This is a genomic window from Modestobacter sp. KNN46-3 (genome assembly GCF_011039295.1).
The window spans coordinates 17,543-29,885 of sequence record NZ_JAAKGN010000011.1 but is presented as its reverse complement, the minus strand read 5'-3'; the positions used below and the strand labels follow the sequence as shown (position 1 = coordinate 29,885).

At 74.5% G+C, this 12,343-nt stretch carries 9 protein-coding genes; 2 read left to right on the top strand and 7 right to left on the bottom strand.

Annotated features, from left to right (window positions below):
* Positions 1–39: 39 nt before the first annotated feature.
* Positions 40–1,584, bottom strand: coding sequence for a hypothetical protein (locus G5C62_RS05035; RefSeq protein WP_164700136.1), 1,545 nt, complete (start codon positions 1,582–1,584; stop codon positions 40–42).
* 272 nt (positions 1,585–1,856) lie between these two features.
* Between G5C62_RS05035 and G5C62_RS05030 the strand changes: the two genes are divergently transcribed.
* Together G5C62_RS05030 and G5C62_RS05025 are read left to right on the top strand one after the other, a co-directional pair.
* Positions 1,857–3,416 (top strand): methyl-accepting chemotaxis protein, encoded by a 1,560-nt coding sequence (locus tag G5C62_RS05030; RefSeq protein WP_164700135.1) that lies wholly within the window; start codon positions 1,857–1,859, stop codon positions 3,414–3,416.
* Between the two features lie 117 nt (positions 3,417–3,533).
* The gene (locus G5C62_RS05025) at positions 3,534–4,547 is read left to right on the top strand and encodes an iron-containing redox enzyme family protein (RefSeq protein WP_052091005.1); all 1,014 of its coding nucleotides are present in this window, start codon (positions 3,534–3,536) and stop codon (positions 4,545–4,547) included.
* A gap of 19 nt (positions 4,548–4,566) precedes the next feature.
* Here G5C62_RS05025 and G5C62_RS05020 read toward each other — a convergent pair whose 3' ends face one another.
* The 6 genes from G5C62_RS05020 to xdhC all read right to left on the bottom strand — a co-directional run bounded on the left by G5C62_RS05020 (position 4,567) and on the right by xdhC (position 12,334).
* Positions 4,567–5,748 carry a hypothetical protein gene (locus G5C62_RS05020; protein WP_164700134.1) on the bottom strand — a complete coding sequence of 394 codons (1,182 nt, stop codon included), beginning with the start codon at positions 5,746–5,748 and terminating at the stop codon, positions 4,567–4,569.
* Positions 5,749–5,855: 107 nt separating this feature from the next.
* Positions 5,856–6,218, bottom strand: a complete 363-nt coding sequence (locus tag G5C62_RS05015; RefSeq protein WP_241175703.1) for a CDGSH iron-sulfur domain-containing protein — start codon at positions 6,216–6,218, stop codon at positions 5,856–5,858.
* A 75-nt stretch (positions 6,219–6,293) separates the two neighbouring features.
* Positions 6,294–9,395, bottom strand: a complete 3,102-nt coding sequence (locus G5C62_RS05010) for a bifunctional [glutamine synthetase] adenylyltransferase/[glutamine synthetase]-adenylyl-L-tyrosine phosphorylase (RefSeq protein WP_241175702.1) — start codon at positions 9,393–9,395, stop codon at positions 6,294–6,296.
* Between the two features lie 2 nt (positions 9,396–9,397).
* Positions 9,398–10,129, bottom strand: coding sequence for a type 1 glutamine amidotransferase (locus tag G5C62_RS05005; RefSeq protein WP_164700133.1), 732 nt, complete (start codon positions 10,127–10,129; stop codon positions 9,398–9,400).
* A 13-nt stretch (positions 10,130–10,142) separates the two neighbouring features.
* Positions 10,143–11,501, bottom strand: coding sequence for a guanine deaminase (locus tag G5C62_RS05000; RefSeq protein WP_164700132.1), 1,359 nt, complete (start codon positions 11,499–11,501; stop codon positions 10,143–10,145).
* A complete protein-coding gene (xdhC, locus tag G5C62_RS04995) occupies positions 11,498–12,334 on the bottom strand; it encodes a xanthine dehydrogenase accessory protein XdhC (RefSeq protein ID WP_164700131.1) in 837 nt (278 codons plus the stop codon). The genes G5C62_RS05000 and xdhC overlap by 4 nt, the downstream gene beginning before the upstream one ends.
* Between the last annotated feature and the right edge of the window lie 9 nt (positions 12,335–12,343).

Sequence of the window (12,343 nt, the reverse complement as noted above, 5' to 3'; positions counted from 1 at the left end):
CGGCCCGCCTCCGGCGGAGGCGGGCCGTGCCGCGACCGGTCAGCCGGCCGTGATGTCCAGCGTGTGCACCATGTGGTCGAGGACCCGGACGTTCCGCTCGTAGTCGAACTCCGGCAGCCCCACCGTGTCCACCACGAGCGTGGCCGGGCCGTCCGGCCCGGCCGCACCCGGGTCGATGGCGTAGGTGGTGGTCCGGGTGCCCTCCGGCCACAGTCCCTCGCCGTCCCACGTGCGCTGGATCCGCACGCCCTGCCGCCCGTCGACGACGGTGCCGCTCCGGCTCTCCTCGACGCCCTCCTGGGGAGCGCTCACCCGGGCGTACGGCACCTGCTCCACCGAGGCGGCGATCGGGGCCGTCCGCACGTCGGTCCCCGCGGTCAGCGTGAACGGCTCCGGCGCGAACCGCGAGCAGGGCGGCAGCACGTCACCGGTGTTGGTCGTCCACGACCCGGGGTAGCTGAGCGCGAAGCCGTCGGGGTGCTCGCACCGGCTGCCCAGGTCGACCGGCGGCAGCCCGTCCTGGGCCAGCACGTCGACCACGATCCGCTGCGGCGAGGAGAGCCGGGACACCGCGAACGGCCGTTCGGCGTCGAGCCCGGCGAAGAACGTGTGGTGCCCCTCGACCACGGTGTCCTCCACCAGCGCCTGCAGGGTGGAGGCCCCGGGCACCTGCTGCCGATCGGGACCGTCCCAGGGCTGCACCCCGTCCGGCGCGTCGCCGGGCAGGGCGACGTTGGTCAGCGTCATGCCGAGGACGGCGTCCCCCGGCACCTCGACGGGCGCACCGGAGCCCTGGGCCCGGGGGTCGTCGGTGTACCCGATCCGCCAGCCGGCCTCCCCCTCGCCGGCGACCTCGAAGACGATCCGGTCGAAGCCGGGGTGGGCACCCAGCCGGACGTCGGTGACCACGACCGGGGCCCCGGCGCCGGCGACCACGGAGTCGGCGGTGTCCCCGGCCCCGATCGGCTCGATCGACCGTCCCGGCTCGTGGTGCACGTCCACGACCAACCGGGTCGGCTCCTCGAGCACCGCCACGCCGAAGGGCACGCGCTGCTGCAGCCCGATCGTCCAGGCCAGCTGTCCCTCGAAGTCGCCGGTCCGGACGACCTCGGTGACGACGCCGCCGTCGGTCGGGGCGACCCGGTCGGGCCCGGTGTAGGTCTCCTGCGGCTCGTCGCCGGAGAGGTCCACGCCGCTGGCCGGCGCGGCCCGCACCTCGAGGAACGCCGCACCGGGCACCGGGACCTCGGCGCCGGAGCCGTCCTCGGTGATCGGCGGCTGGACGTAGGACACCCGGTACCCGGGCGCCGCCGTGCCGGCGAACTCCAGGACCACGCGGTCGAAGCCGTCGTGCCGGGCGGTCCGCACGTCGGTCAGGTGGGCCGTCGGCCCGGTCACGGCAGGGAAGTCGCCCGCCTGCACCGGGCCGGTGCCGGGTGTGCCCACGGGCTCGGTCGCCGGAGCCAGTGATCCGGCCAGTGGCACCGGGGCGGGTGGTCCGGCCGACGGCGCGGCGCTGGCGCCGCCCACCAGTCCGCTGGTCGCCAGCAGCAGGGACGAGGAGAGTGCTAGGAAGGTGTTCACGAGGCAGACCCCGATTCGGTCGCGTTGTGTCTTCCTGACCCTGTGGCCCTTGCCACCGGAACAGGCCGCAAACACCTGCGGGCAGGGCCTCCGGGCGGTGTCGAACGACCAGCCGACTCGACCGCACACGATCGAGTCGCCCCCGGTTCAACTTCCGCCCCGACCTGCCGATTCTCTGGGTGGACTGCGCCGACCGCTGCCGGGGGCCGGGCAGCACAGCACGCCGGCTGCGATCCCCGCAAGCCGGCCACGGCCTGCGATGGAGGACATGGATGAGGCGGCGCACCAGCACCCCGGTCACGACCGCGATCGAGGCGGGGCAGATGCCCCGGGACGTCGAGGCCGTGGAGGCCGTGATCGCACGGCTCGAACAGGGCGTCACCGACGAGCCCCACGCCCATCAGCTGATCCTCGAGACGCTCGTCCAGGAGCTCGGCATCGCCTACGGCGCCGTGTGGCTGGCCGGTGACCGCGGCAGCTTCCACCTGACCCACGAGTCCGGCCCCCTCGCACCGACCATCGCCGCGGGCTTCGGGAACCAGGCGCTGCAGATGACCACCTCCGACGGCTACGGCGGTGAGGCGATCCGGAACAAGAAGGCGCTGGTGACCGACTCCGGCAGCGACCCCAGGAAGTGCCTGCGCTGGGCGGCGGCCCTCGCCGCCGGCGCCACCGCCGGGTGCATCGTGCCGCTGGTGGAGCACGGCCGGGTCGCCGCGCTCTACGAGTACTACAACGCCGGCGAGCTCCCCTTCTTCGGTGCCCGCCAGGGCAAGTGGGACTCCCTCGGCCGCCTGCTCACCCATGCCCGCCGGTCCGCCCTGGGCAGGGCCGAGCTGCAGGAGACCCTCGACGACCGGGTCGCGGTCACCACGGTCGTCACCGAGGTCAGCGCTGCCCGCGACCAGCAGGCCGCCCTGCGGATCGCGCTGGACACCGTGCGGGAGGCGTTCGGCTGGGCCTACGGCTCCTACTGGGCACTGGACGAGAGCGCGAACGTGCTGCGCTTCCAGCAGGAGTCGGGTTCGGCCGGTGAGGAGTTCCGCAAGGTGACCCTGGCGGCGAGCTTCGCCGAGGGGGTCGGCCTGTCCGGGCGCACCTGGCGGTCCCGGGACCTGTTCTTCGTCCGCGACATCGGCGAGATGACCGACTGCGTGCGTGCCCCCGCGGCCCAGCGCGCCGGGGTCAAGTCCGGTGTGTGCTTCCCGCTGATGGTCGGTGGCCGGGTCGTCGGCACGATGGACTTCTTCGTCACCGCGACCATCGAGCTGTCGGACTCCCGCCGTTCGGCGCTGCGCAACGTGCAGCAGCTGGTCTCCCAGCGGCTGGACGTGCTGCGCCGCACGGAGGAGTCGGCGGCCAACGCCCGCGAGCTGCTGGACACCGTCTCCCGGCTCCGCGAGGCCGCCGGGGACGCCGGCCGGGTGGCGGAGAGCGCGGTCAGCCAGGCGTCCACGATGACCAGTGAGGTGGAGGCGCTGGACGAGGCGTCGGCCGCGGTCGGCGAGGTCATCCGGATCATCTCCGGCATCGCCGACCAGACCAACCTGCTCGCGCTGAACGCCACGATCGAGGCCGCCCGCGCCGGTGAGCTGGGCAAGGGCTTCGCGGTCGTGGCCAGCGAGGTCAAGGACCTCGCCCGGGAGACCGCCAACGCCACGCAGAAGGTGTCCGACCAGGTCGCCGGGATCCAGGCCAGCAGCAAGGCGGTGGCCGACGGCATCCACACCACCGGGGAGATCATCGGTCAGCTGGACGCCGTCCAGGCCCGGATCGGTGAGGTGCTGGAGGAGCAGGCCCGGATGGCCTCTGCCTTCGACCGGGACGTCTGACCCGACGACGCGCCGGACCCCGCCCCTCCCCCGAGGTGTGAGGTCCGGCAGCAAGTGGCGCACCACCGATCGGCCCGCGGAGGTTCCGACGGCGGCGAGCTGGGCATGACCGGGTCCATGCGCCTTCCCAAGCCACGGGGTCCCGTCAGCGCCGCGCTGTGCGCGGACCTCACCGCCGGGTCGACCCTCAGCCCCCGCACGCTCGCCGCCGCCGAGGGGCTGGCCGCCTCGGTGGCCGACCCGCTGACCGACGACGACCTCCAGCTGACCCTGGCCGTCTGCTACGAGCTGCACTACCGGGGCTTCGACGAGGTGGACGACGCCTGGGAGTGGGACCCGGAGCTGCTGCGGCTGCGCGCCCTGCTCGAGCAGCGGCACCTCGCAGCGCTGCGGGCCCTGGTCACCCCGGTGGAGGTCACCGACGAACCGGTCGACCAGCAGCTCACCGCCGTGATCGCCGCCGATGACGGACCGTCGCTGTCGAGGTACCTGGCCAGGCACGGCACCCGCGAGCAGTGGCAGGAGTACCTCACGCTGCGGTCGGTCTACCACCTCAAGGAGGGCGACCCGCACACCTGGGCCATCCCGCGGATCAGCGGGCGGGCCAAGGCGGCGATGGTGGAGATCCAGGCCGACGAGTACGGCGGCGGGTCGGCCGAGCGCATGCACAGCCAGCTGTTCGCCGGGATGATGGCCGACCTCGACCTGGACACCGGGTACGGCGCGCTCTGGGACGACGCCCCCGCGGTGGCGTTCACGTCGGTCAACACCATGTCGCTGTTCGGGCTGCACCGCCGGTTCCGCGGGGCGTGCCTGGGCCACCTGGCCGCGGTGGAGATGACCTCCTCGGAGCCCAGCCGCCGCTACTCCTCCGGGCTGCGGCGCCTCGGATTCGGGGAGCAGACCAGCGTCTTCTACGACGAGCACGTGGAGGCCGACGCCGTGCACGAGCAGATCGCCTCGGTCGACATGTGCGGCTCGCTGGTGTCCGAGGACCCGTCACTGGCCGCCGACGTCCTGTTCGGCGCCCAGTGCTCGCTGGCCCTCGACGGCCTGACCGCCGAGCACCTGCTGGGCGCCTGGGAGGCCGGGCGTTCCGGTCTGCGTGAGGAGCAGCCGGTCGCCGCCTGAGGCGACCGGCTGCCCGGCCTCAGCGGAGGCCGAAGACGGAGAGGGTGCCGTCGTCCTCGTTGCTGGCGACGAACAGGCCGCGGGACGGGATGGCGAGCAGCCCTTCCGGTGCGTCGCCCACCGGCAGCACCTGGAGCAGCTCCGGTGCGGCGTCGCGGTCGGTGTCGTAGACCAGCACGGCGTCACCGCGCTCGGCGCCGATGAACGTGTGGTCGACCCCGCGCATCCGGGCCACCTCGGCGCCCTCGAACTCCGCGCCCTTGTCGTCGCTGCGCCCGTCCGGGTAGGCACCGGCGGCAGCCAGGTCCCCCTCGTCGGCGGTGACCAGGTTGCCCCGCAGCGTCCACTGCACCGTGTCCGGCTCACGGGGGGCGACCAGCGGGTCGTCGAAGGCGACGACGTCGTCGTCAGCGGTGTCGGCGTCGGTGCGGGTGACCGTGCCGGCCGAGAAGGAGCCGACCACCGTGCGGCGGGCCAGGTCGACCAGCGCGATCGCGTTGTTCTCCTGAAGGGTCACGGCGGCGATGTCCCGGCCGTCGACGTCGACGAACTCCGGCTCCGGGTCCTCGGCGAACACGGCGCCCGGCAGCCCGGTCAGCTCCACCCGGCCGACCGTCCACGCGCTCACCGGGCCGCGCAGGTCGACCACCGAGAGGAAGCCGGCCGGCAGCTGCGGGAGGCCACCCTCCACGTCCCCGACCTCGATCTCCTCGTCGCGCTGGTTCTCGATGGCGATGGCCGCGAAGACACCGCTGGGGCCGATGTCGATCGAGTCCGGCTGGCCGCCCAGGTCGATGGTCCGCACGATCGCGCGCCGGGGCAGGTCGACGACCGCCAGGTGGCCCGAGGGAGAGGCCAGGTCGGTGGTGGTGTCGACGGCGACCAGGGCGTACCGCGCGCTGGAGGTGATCGTCACCGAGGTCGGTGAGCCACCCACGTCGATGGCGCCCCGGTCCCGCGGTGCGCTGGGGTCGCTCAGATCGACCAGTCCGATCCGACCGAGCTCGGAGTCGCTGTAGACGACCGTCCGCCCGTCCGGCGTCGCGGAGATGATCTCGGCCACCTCACCCGCCACCGGGAACGTGGCCAGCGGCGTGAAGGTGCGCGCCGGTGCGGCGGCGGCCGGGCCGGCGGCGGCCAGCAGGGCGAGCGCGCTGAGCGAGAGCACGGCGGTGACGGGACGGAGCGGACGACGGAGCACGGGCCACCTCGGGAGTTCGGGTCAGGGTCGCCGCCGACCCTGGTACGCCCGCACGGCCAGCAGGTGGCCCACCGGCGAACACGCGGTGGACCAGGGCCGACGTCCGCTCAGGCCGGGGGCCGCTGCCCGTCGTCGGCCTCGCGGCCGGCCTCCTGGAACAGCCGGGCCGCCGGGCGCGGACGCGACGGGGCGCTGCCGGAGTGGAACCCGGCGAGCTTGTGGGTGCCGTCGCAGAAGGGCTTGATCCCGGACTTCCCGCAGCGGCACAGCGCCACCGTCTTGCGGCCCGGGTCGATCTCCTGGCCGTCGGTGTCCACCAGCTGGAAGTTGCCGCGCACGATCAGCGGGCCGTCCCGGTAGGGCGTGATGGTCGCCGTCGGCTCGTCGGCCGGGGGCTCGTCGCGCACCCGGGCGTCGGTCACGTCGGCGGGGTCGTCGGACACGGGGACCGGGCTCTCATCGGTGGGCACCGGTCGATGGTGCCCGGCACCGGTCGTGCTCAACCGACCACCCCGTCGGCCGTGCGCGGGCGGCCGTCCACCTGCTCAGCCCTCCTCGGTCCGGCCGTAGAAGACCCGCTCCACGACCGTGCGTGCGTGCCGGGTGACCCGCCGGTACTCGTCCAGGAACTGACCGGCGTCGGTCTCCGGCCCGTACCCGCACGCCCGGGCCACCCCGCTCAGCTCGAGCCCCTGCCGGGGCAGCTGGTCACCAGGCCGGCCGCGGACCAGGAAGACCGCGTTGCGTGCCCGGCTGGCCAGCTCCCAGGCCGCCCGCAGCGCGTCCCGCTCCTCGTCGTCGAGCAGGCCGGCCTCCGCCAGCGCCTCCAGGGCCGCCACCGTGCCGGTGACCCGCAGCGCCGGGTGCGTCGCGGCGTGCTGGAGCTGCAGCAGCTGCGCGGTCCACTCGACGTCGGCCAGCCCACCCCGGCCGAGCTTGGTGTGCGTGGCCGGGTCGGCGCCGCGGGGCAGCCGTTCGCTGTCCACCCGGGCCTTGATCCGACGGATCTCGGCCACCTGCTCGGTCGACAGCCCGGCGGCCGGGTAGCGCAGCGGGTCGATCAGCGCCACGAACTCCCGGCCCAGCGCCTCGTCCCCGGCCACCGGCTCGGCACGCAGCAGTGCCTGCACCTCCCAGGTGGAGACCCAGCGCTCGTAGTACTCGGCGAACGCGCTCAGGCTCCGTGACATCGCGCCCTGCCGGCCCTCGGGGCGCAGGTTGGCGTCCACCTCGAAGGCCGGGTCGGGCGCGGGTTCGCTCAGCAGCCGGCGCAGGGCGTGCGCGATGGCGGTGGCCGCCGACGTGGCCCGGCCCTCGTCCGCGCCCGGGCGGACGCGGTGCACGAAGAGGACGTCGGCGTCCGAGCCGTAGCCCAGCTCCGCACCGCCCAGCCGGCCCATCCCGATGACCGCGACGTCGACCGGGACGTCGGCGACCGCCAGCCCGGTCTCGCCCGCCCAGCTGCGCACCGCGGCGTCCAGGCCGGCGCGCAGCGTGGCCACCGCGACGTCGTACAGGGCCTGGCCGACCCGGAGCACCTCCAGCCGGCCGAGCAGGTCGGCGCAGGCGATCCGCAGCAGCTCCTGGCGGCGCAGCGACCGCAGCACCTGGACGCCGGCGCTCGGGTTGTCGGCCCGGGCCACCGCCTGCCGCCACGCCGAGGTGAGCGCATCCGCGCTGCGGGGCTCCAGCTGGGCGTCGTCGGCGAGGATCCGCATCGCCTCCGGCGTCCGGGTGAGCAGGCCGGCGACGTACTGGCTCGAGCCCAGCAGCACGGCGAGCCGCTCGGCGGCCTGGCCCTCGTCCCGCAGCAGCCGCAGGAACCACTGGTCCTTGCCCAGCGCCTCGCTGACCTTGCGGTAGGCCAGCAGCCCGGCGTCGGGGTCGGCGCAGGAGGCGAAGGTCTGCAGCAGCACCGGCAGGAGGTACCGCTGCATCGACGCCGACCGGCTCAGTCCACCGGTGAGCGCGGTGAGGTGCCGCAGCGCGCCGTCGGGGTCGGCGAAGCCGAGCGCCCGCAGCCACTCCCCCGCTGCCTTCGGGCCCAGCTGCAGCTGCTCGCCCGGCACCCGGGCGACCGAGGACAGCAGCGGCCGGTAGAAGAGCTTCTCGTGCAGCCGTCGCACCACCCGGGTGTGCAGGGCCAGCTCGGCCTGCAGGACGGCGACCGAGTCGCCGCGGTCGTCGGGCTTGTAGCCCAGCGAACGGGCCAGCCAGCGCAGCTGGTCGCCGGCGACCGGGAGCAGGTGGGTGCGCCGCAGTCGCAGCAGCTGCAGCCGGTGCTCGACGGTGCGCAGGAAGCGGTAGGAGGCGATCAGCGTGGCGGCGTCGTCCCGGCCGATGTACCCGCCGGCACCGAGCACGGTCAGCGCCGGGATCGTGCCGCCGGCCCGCAGCGAGACGTCGGCCCGGCCGTGCACCAGCTGCAGGAGCTGGACGCTGAACTCGACGTCGCGGAGCCCACCGCGGCCGAGCTTGAGCTGCCGCTCGGCCTGGGCGGCCGGGATGTTCTGCTCCACCCGGCGGCGCATCGCCTGGATCTCCGCGACGAAGCCGGGGCGGTCCCCGGCCTTCCAGACCAGCGGCCAGATCTCGTCCACGTACTCCCGGCCCAGCCCGGGGTCCCCGGCCACCGGCCGCATCTTGAGCAGGGCCTGGAACTCCCAGGTGCTGGCCCACTGGTCGTAGTACGCGCGGTGCCCGGCGACGCTGCGTACCAGTGCACCGGCCTTGCCGTCCGGGCGCAGCGCCGCGTCCACCTCCCAGGCGGCCTGCCCGCAGATCCGCATCAGCGCACTGGCCACGCGCGCCGCGCCGGCCGTCGCCGCGGCGTCGTCCTCCCCGTCGACGGGCTCGGCCACGAAGACCACGTCGACGTCGCTCACGTAGTTCAGCTCCCGGCCACCGCACTTGCCCAGCGCGATGACGGCCAGCCGGCACGGGGTGGCGTCGGCCGGCTGCTCGGCCAGGGCCACGGCGAGGCCGGCGGTGAGCACGGCCCCGGCGATGTCGGACAGCTCGGCGGCCACCTCGTCGGCGGGCAGCCCGTCGCCGAGGTCACGGCCGGCCAGCGAGAGGACGGCGCGCAGGTGGGCGTGCCGGAGGTCGCGGACCCGGGCGGGGTCGGCGTCGGGTGCGGCGGTGCCCAGCCGGACCCCCCACGGCGGGTCGTGCGGGTCGGCCCCGACGGCGAACAGCAGCTGCTGCTCGAGCTCCTGCGGGCTGGGGCGGGCGGTGCGGTCCTCGGTGTCCAGCACCACCCAGTCGGTCGGGTGGGCGGCCAGGTGGTCGGCGAGACCGGCGGAGGCCCCCAGCACGGCGAGCAGCCGGGAGCGCACCGTCGACGAGCCCCGCAGCCGAGCCAGCAGCGCGGCCGCGAGCTCGCCGTCGGAGTCGGCGGCGTCGAGGGCCTCGACCAGCCGGGCCAGCGAGCGGACGGCGAGGTCCGGGTCGCCGGCGCGGGCCAGCGCGGAGACCACCGGCGCCGCCTCGGGGTCGGCCGGCTCGTTGCGCTCCAGGTCCCACAGGCCCAGCTCCGGGGAGGCCAGCAGCCGGGCCACCCGGGCGCCGTCGTCGAAGCCGAAGCGCACCAGCCGGACGACGGCGCGCCGGGGCACCTCGTCGTCGAGCTGCGGAGCGGCCGCCACCGTCAGCCCCTGGTGGTGGCGCGAGCGCGCACCAGGTCGGCGAACCGGGCCGCGAAGGGCGCCCAGACCTCGGCGAGGTCCGGGTGCACGGCGGTCGCGCGGGCGCAGATCGTCTCGACGTCCAGGCCGCTGCTGGCCACCCCGAGCGCGTCGCCGTCGGCCCACTGCCGCACCAGCGCCGGGTCGGTCTCGATGTGGAACTGCAGGCCGTAGACGTGCTCACCGACCCGGTAGGCCTGGTGCTGGTACCGCGGGTTGCTGGCCAGCAGGGTCGCGCCGGCGGGCAGCCGGTCGATCTCGTCGTGGTGCCACTGGAGCACGTCCGGCGACAGCGGCAGCGGCGCGAACAGCGGGTCGGCATCGGCGGCGTCCCGCTTCGCCACCAGCGTGGCCCCCACCTCCGGGCCGTCGGCGCCCACCCGGGTGCTGCCGCCGCCGACCTGGGCCAGCAGCTGGGCGCCCAGGCAGATCGCCAGGGTCGGCACGTCGGCCGCGACCGCCTGGCCCAGCAGGTGCCGGACCCCGACCAGCTCCGGGGAGACCTCCTCGGCGTCCAGCGAGGACTGCGGCCCGCCGAGCACGAGCAGCCCGTCGACGCCGGTCAGGTCCTCCGGCAGCGGTTCACCGCGGGACAGCCGCCGCTCGTCGAGCTCCAGCCCGGCCTCGCGGAGCCACTCCCCCAGCCGGGTCGGCGGGTCGGTGTCGGAGGGGACGACGACGAGCAGGCGGGCCATGCCGAGAGGTTAGTCAGCGCTGCCGGGCGCCCAGCCGCCGCCACTGACGCAGTGACGGGGCAGCGGACGCGGCATCGTCCTGGCCGAGCTGCGCCTGGAGCGGTTGGCCGTCGATCCACACCGTGTCGATGTCGGCCGGCGAGCCCAGCGCGAAGGCCTTCGCCAGGGCGTCCTCATGGCCCCCGGCGTTGCGCAGCGCCACGTCCAGGGTCGTGCCGGGCCGGGGCCTCAGCCAGACGGCGTCGAATCGCTTGCCGACACTGAGGTCGCCCACATCGTCCCCGAGATCGAGCGCGTCCGCGCCCGCAGCCGTTGCGAGATGCAGCAGGTGGGTCGACGTGAGGTGCAGCCCGTCGCCCCCGAGCAACTGCTGCAGGAAGTAGGCCTGGAGCCCCTCCTTCAGCAGGGAGAACCCGGTGCCGGCGCCCACATCTGAACCCAGCGCCACCCGGACACCGGCCCCCCGGTGCCGCTTGAGCGGAAAGAGCCCGCTGCCCAGCGCGGCGTTGCTGGTCGGACAGTGCGCAACGCTCGCATCCGCCGCGCAGAGGGTCTTCAGTTCCTCGTCCGTGGGGTGCACGTTGTGCGCCAGCACGCTGCGTCGGCCGACCAGGTCGTACCGGCAGTAGGTGTCGAGGTAGGAGCTGCCGTCGAAGAGGTCGGCGACCGTGGCGATCTCGATCTCGTTCTCGTTGACGTGCGAGGTGAACCATCCTCCCGCCACCTCCCGCAGCAGCGACCCGCTGGACTCGAGCAGGGCCTCTCCGCAGGACAGGGAGAACCGTGGGGTCACGGCATAGCGGTTGCGGCCCACCCCGTGCCAACGTCGCGCGAGCGCGAGTCCCTCGTCGTATGCCCGCTGCGGTGACGTCAGGAGCTCCTCGCGCAGCAGCCGGTCGCTGACGACGAGACCACTCGTGACCCGGAGCCCCACCCGGGCAGCCTCGGCGAAGAGTGCGTCGACCGCCGAGGGGAAGTGTGACCCGAAGACGAGCGCCGTCGTCGTGCCCGCCTGCGCCAGGCCGCTGACGAACTCCGACGCGACGGCCCGCGCGTAGTGGACGTCCCGCAGCCGCGCCTCCTCAGGGAGTGCGCAGCGGTCCAGCCAGTCCAGCAACGGCATGCCCAGCCCGCCGATCACCCGGACCTGCGGGAAGTGGACATGGGTGTCGACGAAGCCGGGGAGCAGGAGGCCCCCGGTCAGGTCGACGACGTCCTCCGCAGCATGCCGCGCGCGCACCTCCGCGAACGACCCACGGTCGACGATCGCACCCGCCCGCACGAGCAGTCCGGCGTCGGCCTCGGCCCGCAGGACACCACCGGCGAACGGGTCGTCCGGGGTGTCGAGGACCGTGCCCCGGAAGAGCGTCATGAACGGGCCTCATGCCTCGCCCGGACGGCGGCTCGCTCACCCTCGAACGTCTGCACCAGTGCCGCGGCGACGCTCACCGCGATCGTCGACGGGTCCTTGCCGGTGATCCCTGGGAGGCCGATGGGTGTCGTGATCCGCGCGATCGCCTCGGCCGAGTGCCCTTCGCCGGCGAGCTTGCGCCGGAAGCGCGCCCACTTGCCCGCCGACCCGATGAGGCCGATGGAGCCCAGGTGCGGGGTGCGCAGGGCGGCGTCGCACAGCGCCGCGTCCTCGGCGTGGTCGTGGGTCATGACGAGCACGTGCGCCCCCTGGGGCAGTTCGGCGAGGACGAGCTCGGGCAGCACCGGCACGTGGTGCACGTGGACCTGGGCCTGCGCATCGGCCAGCACCGCCAACCGCTCGGGCGTGACCTGCTCCGGCCGGGAGTCGACGAGGTGCAGCTCGAGGTCCTGCCGAGCGAGGATCCGGGCGAGCTCGAGGCCGACATGGCCGACCCCGAAGATACCCACGGCGGGGACCACCGGCAGCGGTTCGAGCAACACGGTGACCTCTCCCCCGCAGCACTGGACGCCGTGCTGGAACGGCACCTTGTCCGTCAACGACATCGGCAGCAGCTCCGGCTGCACCTGCCCCTCGCCGAGGAGCGTCCGAGCGCGGGCGGTGGCGACGGCCTCGAGGTTCCCACCGCCGATGGTGCCCCAGGTCCGGTCGGCGGAGACCACCATCTTGGCTCCGGCTTCCCGCGGCGCATGTCCCCGGACGGACGCGACGGTGATCAGCACTCCGTGCCGACGCGAGGACCGCAGGCTCTCCACACCTCTCAACCACTCCATGACCGGCTC

What these genes read in the sequence shown, in the direction of transcription:
- xdhC (WP_164700131.1), bottom strand. Translation starts at nt 12,334, where the DNA reads ATGGAGTGGTTGAGAGGTGTGGAGAGCCTGCGGTCCTCGCGTCGGCAC.
- G5C62_RS05025 (WP_052091005.1), top strand. Translation starts at nt 3,534, where the DNA reads ATGCGCCTTCCCAAGCCACGGGGTCCCGTCAGCGCCGCGCTGTGCGCG.
- G5C62_RS05000 (WP_164700132.1), bottom strand. Translation starts at nt 11,501, where the DNA reads ATGACGCTCTTCCGGGGCACGGTCCTCGACACCCCGGACGACCCGTTC.
- G5C62_RS05005 (WP_164700133.1), bottom strand. Translation starts at nt 10,129, where the DNA reads ATGGCCCGCCTGCTCGTCGTCGTCCCCTCCGACACCGACCCGCCGACC.
- G5C62_RS05030 (WP_164700135.1), top strand. Translation starts at nt 1,857, where the DNA reads ATGAGGCGGCGCACCAGCACCCCGGTCACGACCGCGATCGAGGCGGGG.